Below are 22628 nucleotides of genomic sequence, written 5' to 3'. Positions count from 1 at the left end.
GTGTGTGCGGCGTCACGCACCGCCGGGGCGGATCCGCGCGCCCGGGCGAGCGGCCCGACGCGGCCCGGCGCGGGTCGCGCGACCGGGCGCCGCCGTTCTGTGACCTGTGCGCTCTTGCAAGCTCTTTGCAGGAGCGCTCATCATTCGGTACGTGCATGTACCTGACGGATTCATCAACGCCCCCGTATCGGTCGCCGCCGGTGTCGTCGCCGCCGGCGCCGTCGCCGTGAGCCTGCGCGGCGCCCGCCGCGAGCTGGACGACGGCCAGGGGGCGGAGCGGACGGCCCCGCTCGCCGGGCTCGTCGCCGCCTTCGTCTTCGCCGTCCAGATGCTCAACTTCCCGGTCGCCGCCGGGACCAGCGGCCACCTCCTCGGCGGTGCGCTCGCGGCGATCCTCGTCGGCCCGTGGACCGGCGTCCTGTGCATCGCCGTCGTCCTGCTGATGCAGGGCATCCTCTTCGCCGACGGCGGCCTCACCGCCCTCGGCGTGAACATCACCGTCATGGGCGTCGTCACGGTCGTCGTCGCCTACGCACTCTTCCGCGGCCTCGTCCTCGTGCTGCCCCGCACCCGCGCCTCGGTGACCGCGGCCTCCTTCGTCGCCGCGCTCGTCTCCGTACCCGCGTCGGCCGCCGCCTTCACCCTGCTCTACGCGATCGGCGGGACCACCGAGGTGCCCGTGACCAAGGTCCTCACGGCCATGGTCGGCGTCCACGTCCTCATCGGCATCGGCGAGGCCACCATCACCATGCTGACCGTGGGCGCGGTCATCGCCGTCCGCCCCGACCTCGTGTACGGCGCCCGCGGCCTCACCGCCCCGCTCAAGCTCCGCGTCGACGGCGAGCTGGTCGACGCGGCACCGGCCGCCGCCCCCGCCACCGGCGGCTCCCCGAAGAAGCTGTGGATCGGCGGCGTCGTCACCGCCCTCGTCCTCGCCGGCTTCGTCTCCTTCTACGCCTCGGCCAGCCCCGACGGCCTGGAGAAGGTCGCCGCCGACAAGGGCTTCGACGCCAAGGCCGAGGACCACGCGGCCGCCGGCTCCCCGCTCGCCGACTACGGCGTCAAGGGCATCGAGGCCCCCCGCCTCTCCGGCGGCCTGGCCGGCGTCATCGGCGTCGGCGCCACCCTCGCCGTCGGAACCGGCGCGTTCTGGGTCGTCCGCCGCCGCCGTACGGAAGCGGTCTGACATGGGAGCGGGGCACGCGCACAAGCTCTACCGGCACGCCCGCTCGCCGGTCCACGACCTGCCCCCGCACACGAAGCTCGCCGCCGTCCTCGGCTTCGTCGTGGTCGTCGTCTCGACGCCCCGCGAGGCCGTCTGGGCCTTCGCCCTCTACGCCCTGCTGCTCGCGGGCGTGGCGGCCAAGGCCCGCGTCCCGGCCGGGTTCGTGCTCAAGCGGCTGCTCATCGAGATCCCGTTCGTCGCCTTCGCGCTGCTCATGCCGTTCGTCGTCCCCGGCGAGCGGACGACCGTCCTCGGGGTGTCGCTGAGCGTCCCCGGACTGTGGGGCGCCTGGAACGTCCTCGCCAAGGGCACCCTCGGCGTCGCCGCCTCCGTGCTCCTCGCCTCCACCACCGAACTGCGGGCCCTGCTCCTCGGCCTCCAGCGGCTGAAGCTGCCGCCGATGCTCGTCCAGATCGCCTCCTTCATGATCCGGTACGGCGACGTCATCACCGACGAGATGCGCCGGATGTCCGTCGCCCGCCGCTCACGCGGCTTCGAGGCGCGGGGCGTCCGCCACTGGGGCGTCCTCGCCAAGTCGGCGGGCGCCCTCTTCATCCGCTCGTACGAACGCGGTGAACGGGTCCACCTCGCCATGATCAGCCGTGGCTACACCGGCACCATGCCGGTCATCGACGAGGTGACCGCCACCCGCGCCCAATGGGCCTACGCCGCCACCGTGCCGCTCACCGCACTCCTGATCTGCCTCCTGGGATGGACGCTCCGATGACCACCGCACCCTCGCTCGACGTCCGCGGCCTGGCGTACGCGTACCCCGACGGCCACCAGGCCCTCTTCGGCGTCGACCTGACCGTCGGGCGCGGCGAGCGCGTCGCCCTCCTCGGCCCCAACGGCGCCGGCAAGACCACCCTGGTGCTCCACCTCAACGGCATCCTCACCGGCGGCGCCGGGGGCGTCACCGTCGCCGGGCTCCCCGTCGGCAGGAAGCACCTCGCCGAGATCAGGCGCAAGGTCGGCATCGTCTTCCAGGACCCCGACGACCAGCTGTTCATGCCGACCGTCCGCGAGGACGTGGCCTTCGGCCCGGCGGCGGCGGGCCTGCGGGGCGCCGACCTGGAGGCCGTCGTGACCCGGGCCCTGGAGCGGGTCGGCATGGCGGAGTACGCGGACCGGCCGCCGCACCACCTGTCGTTCGGGCAGCGCCGCCGGGTCGCCGTCGCGACCGTCCTCGCCATGGAACCGGAGATCCTCGTCCTCGACGAGCCGTCCTCCAACCTGGACCCGGCGTCCCGCCGCGAGCTCGCCGACATCCTCCGCTCCCTCGACGTGACCGTCCTCATGGTCACCCACGACCTGCCGTACGCCCTGGAGCTCTGCCCGCGCGCGGTGATCCTCAGCGAGGGCGTCATCGCCGCCGACGGCAGGACCGGCGACATCCTCGCCGACGGGGAGCTGATGGCCCGGCACCGCCTGGAACTGCCCTTCGGCTTCGTCCCGGCGTCCGTGGCCTGAGACCCCGGAATCGGTCCCCCACCGGCGGCGTTGCACCATGGGAGCCGGTCGAACGAGAGGGAGCGTGGCACAGGTGGACGTCCAGGGCACGGTGGCGGCGGGCTGGGAGCCGGTCAGGGACGCGTTCCTGCGCAACTTCGAGCAGCGCGGCGAGCGCGGTGCGGCCGTCGCCGTCCACCGCGACGGGGTGAAGGTCGTCGACCTGTGGGCGGGCAGCCGTGACGTCGACGGCACCGACCCGTGGACCGAGGACACCGCCCAGGTCGTCCGCTCGGCCACCAAGGGCGTCGCCGCCGCCGTACCCCTGCTGCTGCACCAGCGAGGCCTGCTCGACCTGGACGCCCCGGTCTCCGCGTACTGGCCCGACTTCAAGGCGGCCGGCAAGGACCGGGTGACCGTACGCGACCTCCTCGCGCACCGGGCCGGCGTCCCCGTCCTCGACCGCCCCCTCACGCTCGCCGAAGCGGCCGACCTGGCGACGGCCACCGCCGCCATCGCCGCCCAGGCGCCCGTCTGGGTGCCCGGCACCGCCCACGGCTACCACGCCCACACCTTCAGCTGGCTGCTCTCCGGCCTGGTCCACCGCGTCACCGGTCGCACCATCGGCCGCTGGGTCGCCGACGAGATCACCGGCCCGCTCGGCCTCGACCTGTGGATCGGACTGCCCGGGACGGAGGCCCACCGGGTCGGCAGGATCGGCCCCGTCGAGGAGATCGAACCGGCGGGCGGCGGCGCCCTCAAGCTCCGCCCCAAGCGCTCCGTGTCGGAGGCCTACAAGGACCCGGCCTCCCTCACCCGGCGCGCCTTCGGAGTCATCGACCCCAAGCCCGACGAGAACGACCCCGTCTACCGGGCCGCCGAACTCCCCGGCTCGGCCGGGGTGTCGACCGCCCGCGCCCTCGCCGCCTTCTACGCCGCCACCCTCGGCGGCCTCCTCACGCCCGAGACCCGCGCGCTGGCACGGACCGAGGCGTCCGCAGGCCCGGACGAGGTGCTGCTCGTCAGCACCCGCTTCGGCCTCGGGCACATGCTGCACGGCCCGGCGTCACCGCTCCTCGGCCCGTCGTCGTTCGGCCACCCCGGCCGCGGCGGCTCCCTCGGCTTCGCCGACCCCGACTCCGGCATCGCCTTCGGATACGTGACGAACGGGATGCGCAAGACGGTCACCGCGGACCCGCGCGCCCAGTCGCTGGTGCGGGCGGTGAAGTCGGTGGCGCTCCCGGCCGGCGCGTAGGGTCGACGCGCCGAAGACCCACCGGGACAGCACGCAGCAGTGCCCGTCAGCCGCACGCGGCACGCCGTAAGGGGAGCAGGACGCATGACCGCAGGACCGACGCACGACACGTACGAGAAGCTGCTCGCGCTCCTCGACGAGCACGGGGCCTCCTACCGGGTGATCGAGCACGCCCCCGAAGGCGCCACCGAGGCGGTCAGCGCGCTGCGCGGCCACGCACCCGCCCAGGCGGCCAAGTGCATCATCGCCATGGTGAAGATCGGCAAGAAGGAGAAGCGCTTCGCGCTCGTCGTCGTCCCCGGCGACAAGCGGATCGACCTGGCGGCCGTGAAGGCGCTCTACGGCGGCACGTACGTCTCCTTCGCCTCACCGGAGATCGCCGAGGAACTCGCGGGCTCCCCCAGCGGCACCATCCTGCCGTTCGCCTTCGACGAGCGCCTCGACCTGTTCGTCGACCCGGGCCTGCTGGTCCACGAGGAGTTCTACTTCAACGCGGCCCGCCTCGACCGGTCGCTCGCGCTGTCGACGGAGGACTACCGGTCGCTGACGGAGCCGCGCGTGGAGCGGGTGTCGACGGACTGACACCGGCCGCCGCCGCCCGCCTCCGCCGCCCGCCCCCGCTCGCCCGTCGCCGGGGCCGGGTCAGGCGACGGCGGGGGTCAGCGCGAGCACCATGCCGAGGCCGACGAGGACGGTACCGATGACCTTGTTCAGCACGGCCTGGCGCCGCAACAGCCGGGCCCGCAGGCTCTCCTGGGAGAACAGGACGGCGGCGAGGCCGAACCACACCAGGTGCGCGAACGACATGAACAGGCCGTAGCCGATCTGCTGGACGACGGGGGTGTCGGCGCTGACGACCTGCGTGTACGTGCTGAGGACGAAGAGCATCGTCTTGGGATTGAGCGCGTTCGTCAGGAAGCCGGTGCGCAGCGCCCCCGCCTTCGACAGGCCGGCGTCGTCCGAAAGGTCCACGTCCACCCGGGACTTCGCGACGAAGGTCTTGTAGCCGATGTACACCAGGTACGCGGCGCCGACCAGCTTCATCGCGGTGAACAGCATCGGCGAACGGGACACCAGGAGACCCACGCCCAGCATCGTGTACGTGACGTGGACGAGCACGCCGAGGGCGATCCCCACGGCCGCGAGCACCCCCGCCGTCCGCCCGTACAGATAGCTGTTGCGGACGGTCATCGCGAAGTCGGCGCCGGGGCTGATGACAGCCAGCACCGTGATGATCGCCACGGCGATCAGCTGAGCCACGTTCCGATCCCCCCACACAGCCGCGCGCCCCGCGCTTCAGGACGACCTCGCGACGCTAGTCGATCGACGGCCCGCCGCGCGAGGGCGAGGTGACACAGTCGGGGCCGCTGGTGCGGACGGGCCGTTCGGTGCTGAGATCGGCCCATGGAACTCACCCGGCGGTTCGACGGATACGCGGTACTGGTCACCGGCGCGGCGCGCGGCATCGGCGCGGCCAGCGCCCGGCGCCTCGCGGAGGAGGGCGCCAGGGTCCTGGTCACGGACATCGACGAGGACGAGGCCGGAAGGACGGCGGCGGCCATCCCCGGCGCGAGGTCCCGGCACTGCGACGTCGCCGACCGGTCCTCGGTGGAGGCGGCGGTCGCGTACGCCGTGGAGGCCTTCGGCGGCCTGGACGTCCTCGTCAACAACGCCCTCGCGCCCGTCGCCCCGGACCCGGACCTCTTCGAGGACGAGCCCGACGAGGGCTGGACCGCACAGCACGACGTCACCCTCATGGGCGCGGTCCGCTGCTCCCGGGCGGCGCTGCCGCACCTCGCGGCGGCCGGCGGGCGCGGGGCGATCGTCACCATCGGCTCGGTCAACGCGGAGATGGACTTCGACGGCCACGCCTACAGCGCCGCGAAGGCCGGCCTGGCGAGCTTCACCCGCACGCTCGCGGGCCACGCGGCGCCACGCGGGGTGCGGGTGAACCAGATCAACCCGGGCACGATCGCGACGAGGGCCTGGGCGGGCAGGGAAGCCCAACTCGCCGCCCTCGCCGAGCGCGTCTACCCCCTCGGCCGCGTCGGCACCCCCGAGGACGTGGCCGCCGCCGTCGCCTTCCTCGCCTCCCGGGACGCGTCCTGGATCACGGGCACGGTCCTGCGCGTGGACGGCGGACTGCTCGCGGTGAACAGCCACTTCGCGGAGGTGGTGGGGGACGGGGGACGGGGGCGGTAGGCGGCGGTGACGGGTCGCGGGCCGCGGTGGGGGGGCATAGGGCGTTCATGAGGGGGCGGTGCCGTACGGGGTCCCCGAGGCCGTTCCGGAGCCGGTGCCGGGACGGGTCCGGGGCGGTGTCCCCGGCGGGCCCGGCGCATGGTCCGTGTCCGCGGTGGTGCGTTCCTTCTACGGGGTGACCACGCTCAGCTCCCTTGCGTCGGCCGCTGGTGGCGCTCCGCGATGGTGAATCCCCTCCACCGCACCCGGATGCGCGTCTCGGGGGGTGAAGGGCTGGTCGGAGGGGTGTTCTTCCGGTCATCCAGGGGACACGGGGCGACATGTCGACCGGTAGAACCGCGCCTCCGACGGCCGCGACCGAGCCCTCCCTCCAGCGTGCCCTCACCACTCCGCTGCTCTTCTTCTTCATCCTCGGCGACGTCCTCGGCGCCGGCGTGTACGTCCTGATCGGACAGGTCGCCGCCGACGCGGGCGGCGCCGTGTGGGTGCCCCTCACCGTCGCCCTCCTCCTCGCTCTGCTGACCGCCGCCTCCTACGCCGAGCTGGCGACGAAATACCCGAGGGCCGGCGGGGCGTCCCACTACGCCACGCGGGCGTTCGGCCCGGGCGTCGGCTTCGTCGCGGGCTTCTGCATGCTCGCCGCGGGGGTCGTGTCCGTGGCGGCCCTCGCGCGTGGCTTCGGAGGCGACTACCTGTCGGCGTTCGTGACGCTTCCGACCGCGGGGGTGGCCGTGCTCTTCCTGGCGGTTCTCGCCCTGGTCAACGCGCGGGGCATCAAGGAATCGACCCGCGCGAACGTCGTCGCCACCGTCATCGAGGTGGGCGGACTCGCCGTCATCGTCGTCCTCGGTGCCTGGCTGCTGGCACGCGGCGAGGGCGAGCCGAGCCGTCTCCTCCAGCTCGGCACCTCGGAGAAGGGCGCCGCGGCGGCCGTGCTGAGCGGTGCCGTGCTGGCGTACTACTCCTTCGTCGGGTTCGAGACGTCGGTGAACGTCGCGGAGGAGACCCGGGACCCGCGCCGCTCCTACCCCCGAGCCCTGTTCGGCGCACTCGCGACGGCGGGCGTCGTCTATGTACTGGTCGGCATCGCGGCCTCCGCCGCCGTCCCGACCGACCGGCTCGCCGCGTCGAGCGGACCGCTCCTCGAGGTCGTCAAGGCAGCGGGCGGCGTCCCGACCTGGCTGTTCAGCGCCGTCGCCCTGATCGCCGTCGCCAACGGCGCGCTGCTCACCGGCATCATGTCGTCCCGGCTCGCCTACGGCATGGCGCGCGACGGACTGCTCCCGGCCGGACTGACGAAGGTCCTGCCGGGCCGTCGTACGCCCTGGGTCGCGATCGCGGTCACCACGGGCCTCGCCATGCTCCTCGCTCTGACCGGAAGCGTCGCCGAACTGGCGTCCACGCTCGTCCTGCTGCTCCTCGTGGTGTTCCTCATCGTGAACACCGCGGTCCTCGTCCTGCGCCGGGACCCGGGCGAGTCCGACCACTTCCGGGCCCCGACCGCGCTCCCCGTCCTCGGCGCGATCTCGTGTGTCGTGCTCGCCACCCAGATCGAAGCCGAGGTGTGGCTCCGGGGCCTCATGGTGATCGCGGTCGGTGTGCTGCTCGCCGCGGTCGCCGCACGGAGGCGCACGGCCACCGCCGCGAGGCGGGGGGAGCCGGCCGGCGCGGTCGGCTCGGGCCGGGACGCCGGGCGCGGGGACGGCTGAGAGGGGGGCGACCGGGGCGAGCCTGGCGCGGAGCCGGCTGCGAACGACGTCTCAGTCGTCTGCTTCCGCAAGCCCAGACAGCAGCTCGGTGCTGTCCGACGGACTTCGGAACGGTGGGACGGGGCGCCGTCGAGGCCGCCGCCTCGGTCGTCCTCTCGGAGCCGCTGACGAACGCCGTACGCCACGGTCAGGTGCCGGGCCGAGAGATCGAGACCCGCTTCAACCGGGTGTCGGACGCTCCGCGCATCGAGGTCCATACGCGTCCGAGCGGAGGCCGTTTATGGCGCTGCCGGTCGAGGGCGCCAACGGCGGCTGATGGCTCCCCCTGGTCGACGCCCTCGCCGCGGAGTGGGGCGTCGACGACCAGTGCGGACCCGGCGAACTGGTGTGGGCGGAGCTGCCCGTGGGCGGTGGACCGGGGTGACGGAATCCCACGGACGGGCCGTCGGCCTGACACCGCCCCCTCACCCCGCGTGCAGCATCAGGCCGATGCCCACCACCATCAGGCCCGCCGCCGCGATTCTCGGGCCGCCGAAGCGTTCCTTGAAGAAGAGCGCGCCGATCGCCGCGCCCACGATGATCGACGACTCGCGCAGGGCGGCTATCGGGGCCAGGGGGGCCTTCGTCTGGGCCCAGAGGACGAGGGCGTACGCGGCGACCGAGAGGGCCGCGCCGAGGAGGCCGCGTGTCGCGTACGGGCGGAGCTGGGGGAGGAGGGCCGCGCGGCGGGTCCAGAGGGCGTACGCCGGGATCGCCAGGCCCTCCAGGATCATCAGCCACGCGATGTAGCCGAGCGGGGTGCCGGAGGCGCGGACCCCAACGCCGTCGACGACCGTGTAGAGGGCGATCGACAGGCCCGTCGCGCCCGCCGCGAGCAGCGCCGGCCAGTGCGGGCGGGCGCCCTTGCCGCGGATGCCCCACAGCGCCAGGCCCGTCAGGCCCGCGCACGCCACCGCCACTCCGAGCAACTGCCAGCCGTCCGGCACCTCGTGAAGGAACACCGCCGCGAGCACGGTCACGACCAGCGGGGCCGTACCGCGTGCGATCGGGTACATCTGGCCGAAGTCCCCGAGCGTGAACGAGCGCATCAGCAGGGCGTAGTAGCCGACGTGGAGGAGCGCCGAGGCGATCAGGTACGGCCACGCCCCGGCCGCGGGGAGCGGCACGAACAGGGCCGTGACCATGCCGATCGCCGCCCCGCCGCCGGAGATCAGCGTGAAGGAGACCAGCTGGTCCTTGATGCCGTGCGCGATGGCGTTCCAGCCGGCGTGCGTGACGGCGGCTATCAGGACCGCGAGCGTGACGAGGGGGGTCACGCCGACGGCTCGCGGACGTCCACCAGGGCGCCGCCGGCGTGCGCCACCAGCGACTTCGGGTCCATCGCGAAGACGGTGTGCGGGGTGCCCGCCGCCGCCCACACCACGTCGTGGTCGAGGACGGCCCGGTCGGCGAGGACCCGGGTCCGCGTCCGGTGCCCGAAGGGCGGCACGCCGCCGATCGCGTACCCGGTGGTCTCCCGGACCGCCTTCGCGTCGGCCCGGGTCACCTTTTCGGCGCCCAGCTCCTGGCGTACCCGCTCGACGTCCACCCGCGACGCGCCGTCCATCAGGACGAGGACCGGGACCCCGTCGGCGGCGAAGATCAGCGACTTCACGATCTCGGACACCTCGCAGCCGATGGCCTCGGCGGCCTGCTGAGCGGTACGGGTCTCGTCGGGGAAGCGCCGGATCTCGACCTCCAGGCCCAGCTCCTGGAGCGCGGCGGCGAACTGGGGGTGAGCGGCGGACACGGTGTCATCAGCGGTCATGCCCGCACGCTAGCGGTCGGTGTACGGGGCACGCGACCGGGTTCCGGCCCGGCCCTGTACGGGCCCGCGGGAGTACGCCCGGGTCCCGAGGCGCGCGCCGCCCGCCCCCCTACGCGCCGCCCGCCCCCCTACGGGCCCGCGCGACGGCCGGCGCCCCGCGCCCGCGAGCCGCCCCATCCCGTACGGGCCCGCGCGACGGCACGGTCACCCCGTCCTCAGCCCGCCTTCAGGACCCTCGCGACCACCGGGCCCGCCGCGTCGCCGCCGTGGCCGCCGGCCTCCACGACCGCCGCCGCCGCGAGGTCGCCCGAGTAGCCGGTGAACCAGCTGTTGGACGTGGCCTGGTCGTCGACCTCGGCGGAGCCGGTCTTGGCGCCCTTCGGGGAGGGGACGCCGGCCATCGCCTCCGCCGCGGTGCCGTTCCCCGTCGCCGCCGCCCTCATCAACGTCTGCAGCCCCGACGCGACCTCGGGGGAGAGCGGCTCGGCCCGGGCGAACTCCCGGTCGTCGAGGCTCCTCTCCACCAGGTACGGCTGGAGGAAGCCGCCGTTCTTGGCGGTCGCGGAGAGCGAGGCCACGTTGAGGGCGTTCATCCTGATCCTGCCCTGGCCGATGTACGAGGCGGCCGTCTCGCCCCCGGACGACTCGGGGACCTCGCCGTCCCAGGTCTGGACGCCGACCTGCCAGCTGAGGCCGATGCCGAAGGAGCGGCGGGCGGTCTCGCCGAGGATCCTGTCCTCGACGTCCTTGTCGCTGAGCGGGCCGAGCGCCTTGATGAAGGCGGTGTTGCAGGAGCGGCGGAACGATTCGGTGAACGTGCCGCCGTCGATCTCGAAGTGGTCCAGGTTGTGGAAGGGGACGCCCTTCCAGGTGACGTCGGCGGGACACTCGACCCGGCCGCCGGGAGCCGCCAGACCCTGCTGCATCATCATCGCCGCCGTGACGATCTTCATCGTGGAGCCCGGGGCCTGCATGCCCAGGAACGCCGTGTTGAAGCCGGCCGCCGGGCTGTTGGCGACCGCCCGTATCGCACCCGTCGACGGCTCGATCGCCGCCACCGCCGCCTTGCCGTAGGCCTTGACCGCCTTCTCGGCCGCCGCCTGGACCTCCGGGTCGATGGTGGTCTTCAGGGTGCCCGGCTTGCCCTTCCGCAGGACCAGGACCGGGGTGTCGGGGACGGCCTCGCTGCCCGAGTCGATCCAGGTCTCGATGCCGGCCGTGCCGCCGGTCTTCGCCCCGTAGCGGGTGCGCAGATCGGCGACGACGGACGCGAGCGAGGGGTACTTCGTCAGGGACAGTTCGTCGCCGTTGCGGTCGACGGCCTTCACGGTGGGGGCCTTCGCCTCGCCCGTACGCAGGGTGCCGGCGGCGGTCAGCTTCGGGTGGAGGACCGCCGGCTGCCACTTCACCAGCGGGCGGCCGGTGGTCTGCCCCCGCACCACGGTGAGTTCGGAGGCGTACGACCAGGGCTTCGACACGCCCTCGTAGGTGACGGTCGCCTTCACCGTGAACGGGACCTTCGCCCCCACGGCCGCCCCCGGCGTGATGACGGCCTCCGTGACGGCCGCGCCCTCCCGGTAGGCCGCGACGGCGGGCTCGGCCGTCACCGGGTCGTTCGTCAGCTGTCCGGCCTTCTCCGGTTCCCCGGCCGCCCAGGCGGCCAGGAAGTCCCGGGCGGTCGTCTCGACCTCCTCGGGCGTGACGGGCCCTGTTCTCGGCGCGGACTCCGCCTTGGTCCCCACGGTGCTGTCACCGCCCGTGACCCCGTTCCACAGGTTGTAGCCCCCGTACCCGACCCCGCCCGCCACGACGACGAACACGCCCCCGACGATCGCGACCTTGGCTCCACTGCGCATGACTGCGGTTCCCCTCCCCAGGTGGCCGTCCAGTCAAGCAGCGCCCCTTGGTTGTGTCGAGCAACTATCGACACATCCGTCACATGGGCGGGAGGGGACGCCGGGGACGGTCAGGCGGACACCGGCTCCACGCCGGAACCGTCGAAGGGCGGATAGTTCGTGGCGCTCATGCGCTCCGCCGCGTCGATGTAGACGGCGAGTGCCTCGCGCGAGCGCGCCAGCTGCTCCATCCGATCGTCGAGCCGCCGCATCCGCGACCGCATCGCGGCCAGCAGCTCGGGGCAGCCGAGCAGCTCGGGGGTCTCCCCGACCGCGCAGGGCAGCAGATACGCGATGTCCTCGGAGGACAGCCCCGCACCGAGGAGGTGCCGGATCTGCATCACCCGCAGCACGGCGTCCTCGTCGTACTCGCGGTAGCCGTTCGCGCGCCGCCCGGCGTCGAGCAGGCCCTGGGCCTCGTAGTAGCGCAGTTGATGCGTGTGGACGCCCGTCCTCCGGCTCAACTCCCCGATCCGCACCGAAGCCTCCCTTGACCTTCACACCGGTATCAACGTCGACGATGCCGTCATGACCGACAACACACCCTCCGCGTCCCCTACTCCCGTGACCGTCCTCGGACTCGGCCTGATGGGCCGGGCACTCGCCGGCGCCTTCCTGCGGGCCGGACACCCCACGACCGTGTGGAACCGCACCCCGTCCAAGGCCGACCGGCTGGTGGCGGACGGCGCCCGGCTCGCCCCGACCGTCGGCGCGGCGGTCCGGCCGGGCACCCTGACGATCGTCTGCGTCACCGACTACCGGGCCGTGCGCGACCTGCTCGGAACGGGCGACGTCGACCTGGACGGTACGACCCTGGTCAACCTGACCTCGGGCGACTCGGCCCAGGCCCGGGAGACCGCCCGATGGGCCCAGGAGCGCGGCGCCCACTACCTGGACGGCGCCGTCATGGCCGTACCGCCGGTGATCGGCACCGCCGAGGCGGTGATCCTGCACAGCGGGCCGCGGTCCGTCTTCGAGGAGTACGCGGCCCCGCTCGGCGCGCTCGGCACCGTCACCCACCTCGGCGAGGACCACGGGCTCGCGTCCCTGTACGACGTCGCCGGCCTCGCCATGATGTGGAGCGTCCTCAACGCCTGGCTCCAGGGCACCGCCCTGCTCAGGACGGCCGGCGTCGACGCGGCGACGTACGCGCCGTTCGCCCGCCAGATCGCCGCCGGGGTCGCCGACTGGCTCCCGGGGTACGCCGAGCAGATCGACCGCGGCTCCTTCCCGGCGGAGGTGTCGGCCCTGGAGACCGACGCCCGGGCGATGGCCCACCTCATCGAGGAGAGCGAGGCGGTCGGCATCAACGCGGAACTGCCGAAGCTGTTCAAGGCGATGGCCGACCGCGCGATCGCCGCCGGGCACGGCGGCGAGCAGTACCCGGTCCTGATCGAGGAATTCGCCAAGCCGGCCGACGCCTGACCACCACCTAGGATCTCGTGGCATGGCTCAGACAATCCGTAGACATCTCGCCGTGCTCGGCGCCGCCCTCCTGGCCGTCGCCTCGGGCCTCGTGGCCGCGGGCCCGGCGCAGGCCGCCATGCCCTTCGGGCAGGTCGACGCGGCGACCGTCGCCTCGTTCCAGCTGCGGGCCGGGAACACGTTCGCCGAGAACGACGCGGCCATCAAGGCCGTCGAGGCCCAGGGGGCCGTGACCGTCCGCAACGCCACCGAGGTCCTCACCTCCGGCGGGCGCACCGGCCGCAACGGCCTGTGCCACGCCACCGGCCTCTCCGCCTCCCTCAGCCCCGGCGGCTTCTGCTGGGACAAGGGCGACGACACCTCCAACTCGTACACCGACGCGGGCGGCTGGACCCCGCAGGGCCTCACCGGTTCGTATGACGCCCAGCCCGACGGCAAGGTGGACGGCCGCACCGCCTTCCTGGCCTCCTGGCACTTCAGCCGGGGCATGCAGACCGGCGGCGCCCATGTCGCCAACGAGTTCAGCCGGGTCAGCCTCGTGAACACCGAGGGCGGGCAGATCCGCTACAACCACCTGCTCCTCGTGCGCCCCACGGTCGACGCGAACGGCAAGGGCAGCTTCACCGGCGTCTCCAGCCACAGCGACGGCGTCGTCTGGTACGGCAACAAGCTGTTCGTCGCCAACGGGCGCTGGCTCCAGGTGTACGACCTGCGGCACATCTGGCAGGTCAACTCCAGCACCGACGCGGTCGGCGTCACCGGCACGACCTCGTCGGCCCGCTGGAGCAACTACGCCCTGCCGATGATCGGCCAGTACGTCACCACCTCCGACGGTGGCGCCTGCGTGGCCGGCTCCACCGACCCCGCCACCAAGGACCGGCCCTGCCTCAACTCCCTGAGCCTGGACCGCTCCGGCCAGGACGGCCTCGTGTCCGCCGAGTACAAGCCGGGCGCCGCGGGCGGCCGGGTCGTCCGCTGGGCCCTCGACGCCAACACCGCCCTGCCCTACGGGCACGCCACCGTCGCGTACTCCTCCCCGATCTGGGCCATGCAGGGCGCCGCCACCGACGGCACCAGCTGGTTCCTCGCCGGTGACTGTCCCACCGGGGTGGGCGGCGGCTCGGGCGATGCGTCGGGCGCGCGGTACTCCTGCATCCACAAGACGGCCGCGAACGCCGCCCCGCACGTCCTGACGACCTCGCCCGTCTACACCCAGAACCTCGGATACGCCCCGTCGACGGGCCGCATCTGGGGCCTCAACGAGCGGATCAACTCGACCGACGGGGTCCGGGTCGTGTTCTCGATCGACAGGGCGTAGCCGAGAGAGACCACCTCGCGGTCCCGCTCGGGTGGGCGGCGACGAAGAAGGGGGGCGCGACCACTGGTCGCGCCCCCCTTTCGTTTCGTCTTACGCGGCTAGACCCAGGTATCCAGCCACATCCGCCCCCGCCACTGCTCTATCGGGATCGGCGTGCCCGTGTAGATCGGCCAGAAGTAGATGAAGTTCCAGACGATCAGCAGGACCAGGCAGCCCGCCGCCACCGCGCCGAACGTGCGGCGTCTCTCCGACGAGCCCGCCGGGCCGATGATCGCGCCCAGCATCATCGCCACCGCCAGACACAGGAACGGCACGAAGACGACCGCGTAGAAGAGGAAGATCGTGCGCTCCTGGTAGAGGAACCAGGGGACCCAGCCGGCCGCGATGCCGCAGGCGATCGCGCCCGCGCGCCAGTCGCGGCGGAAGGCCCAGCGCCACAGGATGTACAGGATCGCGAAGCAGGCGGCCCACCACAGGAGCGGGGTGCCGAGGGCCAGGACCTCCTGGGCGCACTTCTCCTTCGTGGTGGACGGGCAGCCCGCGGTGCCGGGGGCGGGGGACTCGTAGAAGTACGAGACGGGGCGGCCGAGGACGATCCACGACCAGGGGTTCGACTCGTACGTGTGCGGCGACGTCAGACCGACGTGGAACGTGTAGACCTCGGTCTCGTAGTGCCACAGGCTGCGCAGCCAGTCCGGCAGCCAGCTCCAGGTCCCGCCGCCGTCCATCTTGTCCTGCTTGGCGGCCCAGTCGCGGAAGTAGCCCTTGTCGCTGACGATCCAGCCCGTCCACGTCACCAGGTACGTGGCGATCGCCACCGGCACCACCGACACGAACGCCGGCACGAGGTCCTTCCTGATCACCGCGAGGTACGGGCGGACCGCGCCCGCCGTGCGCCGCCCGCCGACGTCCCACAGGACCGTCATCAGGCCGAAGGCCACCATGACGTACAGGCCGTTCCACTTGGTCGCCGCCGCCAGGCCCAGCATCACACCGGCCGTGATCCGCCACGGCCGCCACCCCAGGCGCAGCGACTCGGCGATCTCCGCGTCGGGCCGCAGCACCCCCTCCTCGTCCTCCGGGAGCGCGCCCGCGAGCCGTCTCCGGGTCCGGTCCCGGTCGAGGACCAGACAGCCGAAGGAGGCCAGGACGAAGAACATCAGCACCTGGTCGAGCAGCGCGGTGCGGCTCATCACGAAGTGCAGCCCGTCGACGGCGAGCAGCAGGCCCGCCAGACAGCCGAGGAACGTCGAGCGGAAGAGCCGCCGGCCGATCCGGCACAGCATCAGCACGGACAGCGTGCCGAGCAGCGCCACCATGAAGCGCCAGCCGAACGGCTCGAAGCCGAACATCTTCTCGCCGAGGCCGATCACCCACTTGCCCATCGGCGGATGGACGACATAGCCCGGGTCGGTCGGCACGAGCACCGAGCCCGGATCCGACAGGACCGTCTTGTCGATGTCCTTCGGCCACGACCCCTCGTACCCCTGGTTGATCAGGGCCCAGGAGTCCTTGGCGTAGTACGTCTCGTCGAATATCACCGCGTTCGGCTTGCCCAGGTTCCAGAACCTCAGCAGCCCGGCGACCGCCGTGACCAGGAGCGGACCGCCCCAGGCCGTCAGCCGCCACAGCCTCTCGGCGCGGTCGCCGCCGATGCCGAGGAGCGACAGGACGCGCTCGGAGGGACGGGTGTACGAGGGGACGAGCCGCTCCCGCAGCCCGATGGGTGCGGCGCTTCCGGCGGGCGGCACATAGCCGAAACGCCGCAGCCGCTGTTGCCACGAAGAGGGCTCTGCCACGGCGTGCCGGCCCTCCAGGGTCTCGGGTGCGGTACTGGTCACCGCGCCATCGTAGGGAACGCGCCTGTGCGCGTCGCCCGTCCGGGCTGGGAGGATGACCCGTGTGACAGGAACGCTGGTACTCGCAGGGACCCCCATCGGTGACATCGCGGACGCTCCGCCCCGACTCGCCACCGAACTGGAGAACGCGGACATCGTGGCCGCCGAGGACACCCGGAGGCTGCGGGGTCTGACCCGGGCGCTCGGCATCCACACCTCGGGCCGGGTCGTCTCCTACTTCGAGGGCAACGAGTCCGCCCGTACGCCGGAGCTGGTCGAGGCCCTGGTCGGCGGGGCCCGCGTGCTCCTGGTGACCGACGCGGGCATGCCGTCCGTGTCGGACCCCGGCTACCGGCTCGTCGCCGCCGCCGTCGAGCAGGACATCAAGGTGACGGCCGTCCCCGGCCCCTCGGCCGTGCTCACCGCGCTGGCCCTCTCCGGGCTGCCCGTGGACCGCTTCTGCTTCGAGGGCTTCCTGCCGAGGAAGGCCGGCGAGCGCCTCGGGAAGCTGCGTGAGGTCGCGGACGAGCGCCGCACCCTCGTCTACTTCGAGGCCCCGCACCGGCTCGACGACACGCTCGCCGCTATGGCCGAGGTCTTCGGCGCCGAGCGCAGGGCCGCCGTCTGCCGCGAGCTGACCAAGACGTACGAGGAGGTCAAGCGCGGCCCGCTGGCCGAGCTCGCGGCCTGGGCCGCCGAAGGTGTACGCGGCGAGATCACCGTCGTCGTCGAGGGCGCCCCCGAGACCGGCCCGGCCGAGCTCGACGCCGAGGAGCTGGTGCGCAGGGTGCGGGTGCGCGAGGAGGCGGGGGAGCGGCGCAAGGAGGCCATCGCCGCGGTCGCCGCCGACGCGGGGCTGCCCAAGCGCGAGGTGTTCGACGCGGTCGTCGCGGCGAAGAACGCGGAGGGGCCGGGCGGCCCGGCGAAGGGCTGACCGGCGACGCGCCGAAGAACTGAGACGGCCGAGCACCGTCCGTCGGCCCTGCGGAGGGCCCGGCCGCGCGGCGGAGGGCTGCCCGGCGGCCGGCACACGGGGGCCGGCCGCGCCGGGAAGCTGAGTCGGCGGCGGACCGTCCGGCGGCCCTGCGGAGGGCCCGCCGCGTCGCTGAGGACTGAGACGGCCGAGGGCCCGCCGCGTCGCTGAGGCCGAGACGGCCGAGGCCTGCCCGGCGGCGCGGCGAAGGATTGCCCGACCGCGTTGAGGAGGACGCGGTGGTGTTCGGGCCGTGTCGAACGATTCGCCGTACTTCTCGTACAACCACTCGACCCGATCGCGAGTCTGATCGTGCACGGCACTCCCCGTGTCCGTTCTTCTCGTGGGGGTTCACCTTGCAGTTCCGTTCCACCCGTCTCGCCCTGGCCGTCACCGCCGTCCTCGCCGTCACCACCCTCGGCGCCGGCACGCTGGCCACCGCCCCGGCCGCCCTCGCCGCGGACGCGGGCGCCGTCGCGGGATCGGCCGCGGCCTCGGCGGAACAGTCCACCGCCCTGCCCGTCTTCCCCGAGGGCACCGAGCTCGGGGGTGTGGGCACCTCCGGCTTCCTCACGTACCACTTCGGCTCCGACACCGCCCGGAAGGTGCTCTGGACCTCGTACGACGGCACCCGGACCTCGCTCCCGGAGTCCAAGGGGTGGGTCGTGGGAGCCGGCGACGTGGTCGTCCTCGGCGACCACAGCTGGGCCTCCGAGATGCGGTCGCTCACGCTGCGGAACATGGCCGACCCGTCCGCCCCGGGCGTCGCCATCGACCTCGGCGCGCTGAACGGCACGTTCGTGGCCGTGCTGAGCCCCACGAGCGTGCTCGCGCAGGTGACGACGGAGGCCGGCGTCGAACTGCGCGTCGTCGGCAAGGACGGCGCCACGACGACCAGCCGCACGATCGCGGGGCTGCCCGCTGACGCCACCGAGTTCTTCGGCTCGACGGCCCGGGACGGCTCCGTCCTCGTCGGGTACGAGACGGGTCCGGAGGGCGCGCGGACCGGCGGCCGCGCCCTGGTGGACGCGGCGGCCGGGACGGTGACCGCGACGTACGCCGCCGCCGAGGGCGGGCGCGGCTACGGCGGGCTGATGTTCTCCGGTTCGCACGCGGCCTGGTACGAGTACGAGGCCGGCACCGGGGGCGTCGTCCGGTCCGTCGACCGCACGACGGGCGAAGTGAAGCGGACCGTCCTCGGGCCGCACACCGCCGAGTGGTACTTCTCGCTCGTGGGCGACCGGCTGGTGTACGGCAACCCCGAGACGCCCGTCCGGGCCGTCTCCCTGACCACGGGCGAGACCGGCGACCTCCTGGACTCCGGCTCGGGCGCCATGGAAGCGAGCGACGGCACCGTGGTGGTGCACGGGGGCCGGGCCTCCGACGGCGAGGGCCTCTTCCGCGTCGAGGCAGCGACGGACGGCGGCCTGGCGGTCACCAAGGTGGCCGACGAGGGCCCGCTGCCCGCGCTGACGATCGAGCAGGTCCACGTGCCCGCCACGGTGAACCTGGACGCGTCCGGCGGCAAGGCGACGCTGGGGTGGACGCTGTCGTACCGCGAGGCCCACCTGGACCTCACGCTCACCCACACCGTCACGGGCAAGGAGTTCCGTACGCGCGTGAACGCCCCCGCCGAGGGCACCCTCTTTTCCTTCACGTGGGACGGCACCATCGACGGGGTGGACGCGCCGAACGGCTCGTACGGGGTGGAGGTCGAGGCGACGTCCCTCGACGGCACCGGCGAGCCGGTCTACCAGGGCTGGCTCATGAACGTGGTCCGCACGGCCGAGCCGCACGACTTCACGAACAACGGCTCCACGGACGTCCTCTCCCGGGACGCCGCCGGCGGCCTGTGGCGCGACGACCTGCGGGACCGGCCGGTCGGCGGCCAGGTCGTGAGCGCCCAGCGCGCCAAGGCCGGCTCGGGCTGGCAGATCTACAAGCACATCGAGGCCGCCGGCAACGTGGGCGGCGCCGCCCACGGCGACGTGCTCGCGGTCGACACCTCCGGCGTGCTCTGGGTCCACCTGAGCAAGGGCGACGGCACGTTCGCGCCCCGGGGGAACGCCGGCCCGGGCTGGCAGGTCTACAACACCGTCGCCGCGGGCTCGGACCTCGACGGTGACAACCGTCCCGACCTGGTCGCCACGGACGGCGCGGGCGCCCTGTGGCTGCACAAGGGCACCGGCGACTACGCGAAGCCGTTCGCCGCGCGGGTGAAGATCGGCCCCGGCTGGCAGATCTACAACCAGGTCACCGCCGTCGGGAACATCGCCGGCACGGCCGCCGGGGACCTGGTCGCCCGTGACACCTCCGGCGTCCTCTGGCTGCACCAGGGCAACGGCAACGGCGGCTTCGCCCCCCGCGTGCGGATCGGCGGCGGCTGGGGCGTCTTCTCCCAGCTCGTCGGTGCCGGCGACCTCGACAACGACGGACGCCCCGACATGATCGCGTACGGGGCGGGCGGCACGTACGTCTACCGCTCGACGGGCGTCGTCGACGCCCCCTTCAGCCGTCGGACGACGTCGCTGTTCGCGGGCGAGGGCACCACGTTCAACAGCGTCGCCTGACGGCTCCCGCCGCGGACCGGCCACCGGTCCGCGGCGGGGAGGCGGGGGCGAGCTGTGCTGATCTACGCTGAAAGGTAAAGCCGAACCCGGCGCCGGGACATTTCTCAGGGCGCTCGGCAAGGGAAGAGCCAAAAGCCTTCCATGGTTCGTCCCCCGCTGATGCGCTCCGGCCCGAAAAGGCGTCCACTGATCAGTGGAGAGGAGCTGGCATGAGCGAGATCACCGGCACCGGCATATCCGTCGCCCATGAGGCGTACGCTTTCGCCTGCATGCGCTGTGGATACGGCTGGGAGCAGGCGTACGACATCGAGCACCACGTCGACGCCGCCGGCCACGAGTTCGTCGTCTACAAGGCCGAGGGGGAGCGGGTCCCGTCCCCGCTGTCCAGCCCCACCTGCATGAACTGCGGCGGCCACGTCGTCCGCATCATGCGCGCGGGACAGGTGTCGTCCGTGCTCGACCTGATCGCGGCGACGGAGAAGCACCACCAGGGGGCGAGGGCGACCAAGCCCGTCTCGATGGCGGGACCCATCGGTCAGGAGCTGACCGAGGACGACGACGCCGAGAGGCCTCCGGTGCCGCACCACTGGCACCTGTCGGACCTCCTGCACCCCTTCCGGCGCCGCCAGTGAGCGGCTCCTGACGGGGCGCACACCCCGCACGCGCGCACTCATGGCCCTCGTACGATCGGGGGCATGAGTGCCAAGGACGCCCCGCCGCCGCTGCCCGAACCGCTTCTCGTGGAGGTCGCGGACTCGCACACCCATCTGGACCTGCAGTCCGGGACCGTCGAGGAGGCCCTGGTCAAGGCCGCGGCGGTCGGCGTGACCACCGTCGTGCAGGTCGGCTGTGACGTGAAGGGCTCCCGGTGGGCCGCAGAGACGGCCGCCGCCCACGAGCACGTGCACGCCGCCGTCGCCCTGCACCCCAACGAGGCCCCGCGGATCGTCCTCGGCGACCCCGACGGCTGGTCCCGGCAGGGCGCGCGCGAGGGCGGCGGCGACGCGGCCCTCGACGACGCGCTCGGCGAGATCGACCGCCTCGCCGCCCTCCCGTACGTGCGCGGGGTCGGCGAGACCGGCCTCGACTTCTTCCGTACGGGCCCCGAGGGCATCGCCGCGCAGGAGCGTTCCTTCCGCGCCCACATCGAGATCGCCAAGCGCCACGACAAGGCGCTCGTCATCCACGACCGCGAGGCCCACGCCGACGTCCTGCGCGTCCTCGACGAGGAGGGCGCCCCCGAACGGACCGTCTTCCACTGCTACTCCGGCGACGCCGCCATGGCCGAGATCTGCGCCGCCAAGGGCTACTACATGTCCTTCGCCGGCAACGTCACCTTCAAGAACGCCCAGCACCTGCGGGACGCGCTCGCCGTCGCCCCGCTCGACCTCGTCCTCGTCGAGACCGACGCGCCCTTCCTCACCCCGGCGCCCTACCGGGGCCGCCCGAACGCCCCCTACCTGATCCCGGTCACGCTCCGGGCGATGGCGGAGGTGCGGGGCATCGGGGAGAACGAGATGGCCGAGGCGATCGCCGTGAACACCGCCCGCGCCTTCGACTACTGACGCGGGCCGCCGATACCGGCCGCCACTCCATAACGATTACGTTTCGTGGTCGGGTCGTTCTGCTGGGTGACGGGAGTCGGGGCTAGGGTCCCGGCCTCGTGAGCACTTCCCAGGGCAGTCACCGAGCCGGACGGCGAGGCGCGGGCGCGACCCTGCCCGTGCACGAGCAGCCGACGCTGGCAGCACCCCTCGTGCCGCCCGCCGCCCCCGCCGTCCCCGGGCAGGGCTCCCGCGCCGCGTCCCGGCGCGCCGCCCGCCGCCGCAAGGCCTCCGGCCCCGCCGGGGAGGGCCTGCGGCGGCTCGTCCCGCAGGCCCTCGTCGTCGCCTTCCTCGCCGGTGGCACCAGCGCCTTCGTCGCCGACGACAAGGCCGTCCGGCTCTCCGTCGACGGAGTCCCCCGCACCTTCCACACCTTCGCCGACGACGTCGAGGAACTCCTCGCCGACGAAGGGGTCGCCGTCGGCGCTCACGACATCGTCGCGCCCGCCCCCGGCGAGGCCCTGGCCAACGGCGACGAGGTCGTCGTCCGGTACGGGCGGCCCGTCGCCCTCACCCTCGACGGACAGCGCCGCCAGGTGTGGACGACGGCCCGCACCGTCGAGGGCGCCCTGCGCCAGCTCGGGGTCCGCGCCGAGGGCGCGTACCTCTCGGTCTCCCGCGCCGCCGCCATCTCCCGCCAGGGGCTCTCCCTCGACGTCCGCACCGAGCGGACGATCACCTTCCTCGCCGACGGGCGCGAGCGGACCGTCCGCACCAACGCCGCCACCGTCCGCGAAGCCCTCGCCGAGGCCGGGATCACCCTCTCCGGGCAGGACGCCACCTCCGTCGCCCCCGGCTCCTTCCCCCGCGACGGCCAGACCGTCTCCGTGCTGCGGATCACCGGCTCCCGGCAGGTACGGGAGGAGGCGATCCCGTACGCCGTCGAGCGGACCCGCGACCCGGAGCTCTTCGCCGGCAGCGAGGTCGTCGAACGGCAGGGCGTCACCGGCGTCCGCCGGGTCACCTACAGCATCCGCACCGTCAACGGCGTCCGGCAGAAGCCCCGCCGCACCGGCGAGGAGATCGTCCGCGAACCGGTCAGCCGCAAGGTGCGGGTCGGCACCCGCCCCATGCCGACCTCCGTCGCCGGCGCCGACGGCCTCGACTGGGGCGCGCTCGCCGCCTGCGAGTCCGGCGGCCGGCCGGGCGCGGTCGACCCTTCCGGGACGTACGGCGGGCTCTACCAGTTCGACCCCGGCACCTGGCGCTCCCTCGGCGGCAGCGGCGTCGCCCAGGACGCGCCCGCCGCCGAGCAGACCTTCCGGGCCAAGAAGCTCTACGTGCAGCGGGGGGCGAGTCCGTGGCCCCACTGCGGGCGGCGGCTGTACCGATGAGCGCCACGGACGGCCGTAGGCTGT

Annotated in this window: 20 protein-coding genes; 14 read left to right on the top strand and 6 right to left on the bottom strand. The window is 73.3% G+C overall.

All coding sequences use genetic code 11. The features are described from left to right. The first annotated feature begins 151 nt into the window (after nt 1-151). The 5 genes from AMK29_RS27555 (at nt 152) to AMK29_RS27535 (ending at nt 4511) form a co-directional block, all read left to right on the top strand. On the top strand, nt 152-1186 hold the full coding sequence (locus tag AMK29_RS27555; protein WP_073818142.1) for an energy-coupling factor ABC transporter permease: 1035 nt from the start codon (nt 152-154) through the stop codon (nt 1184-1186). 1 nt (nt 1187) lies between these two features. Continuing rightward, nucleotides 1188-1952, top strand: a complete 765-nt coding sequence (gene cbiQ / locus AMK29_RS27550; RefSeq protein WP_073818141.1) for a cobalt ECF transporter T component CbiQ — start codon at nt 1188-1190, stop codon at nt 1950-1952. Beyond that, nucleotides 1949-2695 (top strand): energy-coupling factor ABC transporter ATP-binding protein, encoded by a 747-nt coding sequence (locus AMK29_RS27545; protein WP_107422704.1) that lies wholly within the window; start codon nt 1949-1951, stop codon nt 2693-2695. Before cbiQ ends, AMK29_RS27545 begins: the two co-directional genes overlap by 4 nt. Before the next feature lie 37 nt (nt 2696-2732). Next, nucleotides 2733-3929, top strand: coding sequence for a serine hydrolase domain-containing protein (locus AMK29_RS27540; RefSeq protein ID WP_073818137.1), 1197 nt, complete (start codon nt 2733-2735; stop codon nt 3927-3929). An 84-nt stretch (nt 3930-4013) separates the two neighbouring features. Further along, nucleotides 4014-4511, top strand: a complete 498-nt coding sequence (locus tag AMK29_RS27535) for a YbaK/EbsC family protein (protein ID WP_073818136.1) — start codon at nt 4014-4016, stop codon at nt 4509-4511. A 60-nt stretch (nt 4512-4571) separates the two neighbouring features. On the opposite strand, the gene AMK29_RS27530 is transcribed toward AMK29_RS27535, so the two are convergent. Further along, nucleotides 4572-5189: a LysE family translocator gene (locus AMK29_RS27530; protein ID WP_073818134.1), complete on the bottom strand. Its 618-nt coding sequence runs from the start codon at nt 5187-5189 to the stop codon at nt 4572-4574. A 144-nt stretch (nt 5190-5333) separates the two neighbouring features. On the opposite strand from AMK29_RS27530, the gene AMK29_RS27525 reads away from it, so the two are divergent. Both AMK29_RS27525 and AMK29_RS27520 read left to right on the top strand, forming a co-directional pair. Beyond that, the gene (locus AMK29_RS27525) at nt 5334-6131 is read left to right on the top strand and encodes an SDR family NAD(P)-dependent oxidoreductase (RefSeq protein WP_073818133.1); all 798 of its coding nucleotides are present in this window, start codon (nt 5334-5336) and stop codon (nt 6129-6131) included. A 320-nt stretch (nt 6132-6451) separates the two neighbouring features. After that, nucleotides 6452-7840, top strand: coding sequence for an APC family permease (locus AMK29_RS27520; protein ID WP_073818131.1), 1389 nt, complete (start codon nt 6452-6454; stop codon nt 7838-7840). 464 nt (nt 7841-8304) lie between these two features. Here the strand turns inward: AMK29_RS27520 and AMK29_RS27515 are convergent, their stop codons facing one another. From AMK29_RS27515 to AMK29_RS27500, 4 genes are all read right to left on the bottom strand, one after another. After that, nucleotides 8305-9156 (bottom strand): EamA family transporter, encoded by an 852-nt coding sequence (locus tag AMK29_RS27515; protein ID WP_073818129.1) that lies wholly within the window; start codon nt 9154-9156, stop codon nt 8305-8307. Next, nucleotides 9153-9647, bottom strand: coding sequence for a YbaK/EbsC family protein (locus AMK29_RS27510; RefSeq protein WP_073818128.1), 495 nt, complete (start codon nt 9645-9647; stop codon nt 9153-9155). Before AMK29_RS27510 ends, AMK29_RS27515 begins: the two co-directional genes overlap by 4 nt. Before the next feature lie 215 nt (nt 9648-9862). Then, nucleotides 9863-11503, bottom strand: coding sequence for a penicillin-binding transpeptidase domain-containing protein (locus tag AMK29_RS27505; RefSeq protein WP_073818126.1), 1641 nt, complete (start codon nt 11501-11503; stop codon nt 9863-9865). Nucleotides 11504-11613: 110 nt separating this feature from the next. Next, nucleotides 11614-12021: a MerR family transcriptional regulator gene (locus AMK29_RS27500; RefSeq protein ID WP_073818124.1), complete on the bottom strand. Its 408-nt coding sequence runs from the start codon at nt 12019-12021 to the stop codon at nt 11614-11616. A 49-nt stretch (nt 12022-12070) separates the two neighbouring features. Between AMK29_RS27500 and AMK29_RS27495 the strand changes: the two genes are divergently transcribed. Together AMK29_RS27495 and AMK29_RS36565 are read left to right on the top strand one after the other, a co-directional pair. After that, nucleotides 12071-12967 carry an NAD(P)-dependent oxidoreductase gene (locus AMK29_RS27495; RefSeq protein ID WP_073818405.1) on the top strand — a complete coding sequence of 299 codons (897 nt, stop codon included), beginning with the start codon at nt 12071-12073 and terminating at the stop codon, nt 12965-12967. Nucleotides 12968-12989: 22 nt separating this feature from the next. Then, the gene (locus tag AMK29_RS36565; RefSeq protein ID WP_073818123.1) at nt 12990-14285 is read left to right on the top strand and encodes a hypothetical protein; all 1296 of its coding nucleotides are present in this window, start codon (nt 12990-12992) and stop codon (nt 14283-14285) included. A gap of 98 nt (nt 14286-14383) precedes the next feature. Here the strand turns inward: AMK29_RS36565 and AMK29_RS27485 are convergent, their stop codons facing one another. Further along, on the bottom strand, nt 14384-16126 hold the full coding sequence (locus AMK29_RS27485; protein ID WP_073818121.1) for a dolichyl-phosphate-mannose--protein mannosyltransferase: 1743 nt from the start codon (nt 16124-16126) through the stop codon (nt 14384-14386). Nucleotides 16127-16178: 52 nt separating this feature from the next. On the opposite strand from AMK29_RS27485, the gene rsmI reads away from it, so the two are divergent. The 5 genes from rsmI (at nt 16179) to AMK29_RS27460 (ending at nt 22604) form a co-directional block, all read left to right on the top strand. Further along, a complete protein-coding gene (gene rsmI, locus AMK29_RS27480) occupies nt 16179-17057 on the top strand; it encodes a 16S rRNA (cytidine(1402)-2'-O)-methyltransferase (RefSeq protein WP_198942349.1) in 879 nt (292 codons plus the stop codon). Nucleotides 17058-17452: 395 nt separating this feature from the next. Beyond that, nucleotides 17453-19666 (top strand): FG-GAP repeat domain-containing protein, encoded by a 2214-nt coding sequence (locus tag AMK29_RS27475; protein WP_073818118.1) that lies wholly within the window; start codon nt 17453-17455, stop codon nt 19664-19666. Between the two features lie 209 nt (nt 19667-19875). After that, the gene (locus AMK29_RS27470) at nt 19876-20298 is read left to right on the top strand and encodes a hypothetical protein (RefSeq protein WP_073818116.1); all 423 of its coding nucleotides are present in this window, start codon (nt 19876-19878) and stop codon (nt 20296-20298) included. A 63-nt stretch (nt 20299-20361) separates the two neighbouring features. After that, entirely contained in the window at nt 20362-21231 is an 870-nt protein-coding gene (locus AMK29_RS27465; RefSeq protein WP_073818115.1) for a TatD family hydrolase, read from the top strand. 98 nt (nt 21232-21329) lie between these two features. Next, a complete protein-coding gene (locus AMK29_RS27460) occupies nt 21330-22604 on the top strand; it encodes a resuscitation-promoting factor (RefSeq protein WP_073818113.1) in 1275 nt (424 codons plus the stop codon). Nucleotides 22605-22628: the final 24 nt, after the last annotated feature.

Origin of the sequence: Streptomyces sp. CB02261 (assembly GCF_001905665.1) — a bacterium.
In the GTDB taxonomy this organism is placed as follows: Bacteria; Actinomycetota; Actinomycetes; order Streptomycetales; family Streptomycetaceae; genus Streptomyces.
The sequence above is the reverse complement of the archived record's forward strand: the minus strand, read 5'-3'. Positions and strand labels throughout refer to the sequence as shown.

Coding starts and splice junctions, on each gene's coding strand:
- rsmI (WP_198942349.1), top strand. CDS start 16,179: ATGACCCGTGTGACAGGAACGCTGGTACTCGCAGGGACCCCCATCGGT.
- AMK29_RS27535 (WP_073818136.1), top strand. CDS start 4,014: ATGACCGCAGGACCGACGCACGACACGTACGAGAAGCTGCTCGCGCTC.
- AMK29_RS27520 (WP_073818131.1), top strand. CDS start 6,452: ATGTCGACCGGTAGAACCGCGCCTCCGACGGCCGCGACCGAGCCCTCC.
- AMK29_RS27540 (WP_073818137.1), top strand. CDS start 2,733: ATGGGAGCCGGTCGAACGAGAGGGAGCGTGGCACAGGTGGACGTCCAG.
- AMK29_RS27510 (WP_073818128.1), bottom strand. CDS start 9,647: ATGACCGCTGATGACACCGTGTCCGCCGCTCACCCCCAGTTCGCCGCC.
- AMK29_RS27495 (WP_073818405.1), top strand. CDS start 12,071: ATGACCGACAACACACCCTCCGCGTCCCCTACTCCCGTGACCGTCCTC.
- AMK29_RS27505 (WP_073818126.1), bottom strand. CDS start 11,503: ATGCGCAGTGGAGCCAAGGTCGCGATCGTCGGGGGCGTGTTCGTCGTC.
- AMK29_RS27525 (WP_073818133.1), top strand. CDS start 5,334: ATGGAACTCACCCGGCGGTTCGACGGATACGCGGTACTGGTCACCGGC.
- AMK29_RS27470 (WP_073818116.1), top strand. CDS start 19,876: ATGAGCGAGATCACCGGCACCGGCATATCCGTCGCCCATGAGGCGTAC.
- cbiQ (WP_073818141.1), top strand. CDS start 1,188: ATGGGAGCGGGGCACGCGCACAAGCTCTACCGGCACGCCCGCTCGCCG.
- AMK29_RS27465 (WP_073818115.1), top strand. CDS start 20,362: ATGAGTGCCAAGGACGCCCCGCCGCCGCTGCCCGAACCGCTTCTCGTG.
- AMK29_RS36565 (WP_073818123.1), top strand. CDS start 12,990: ATGGCTCAGACAATCCGTAGACATCTCGCCGTGCTCGGCGCCGCCCTC.
- AMK29_RS27545 (WP_107422704.1), top strand. CDS start 1,949: ATGACCACCGCACCCTCGCTCGACGTCCGCGGCCTGGCGTACGCGTAC.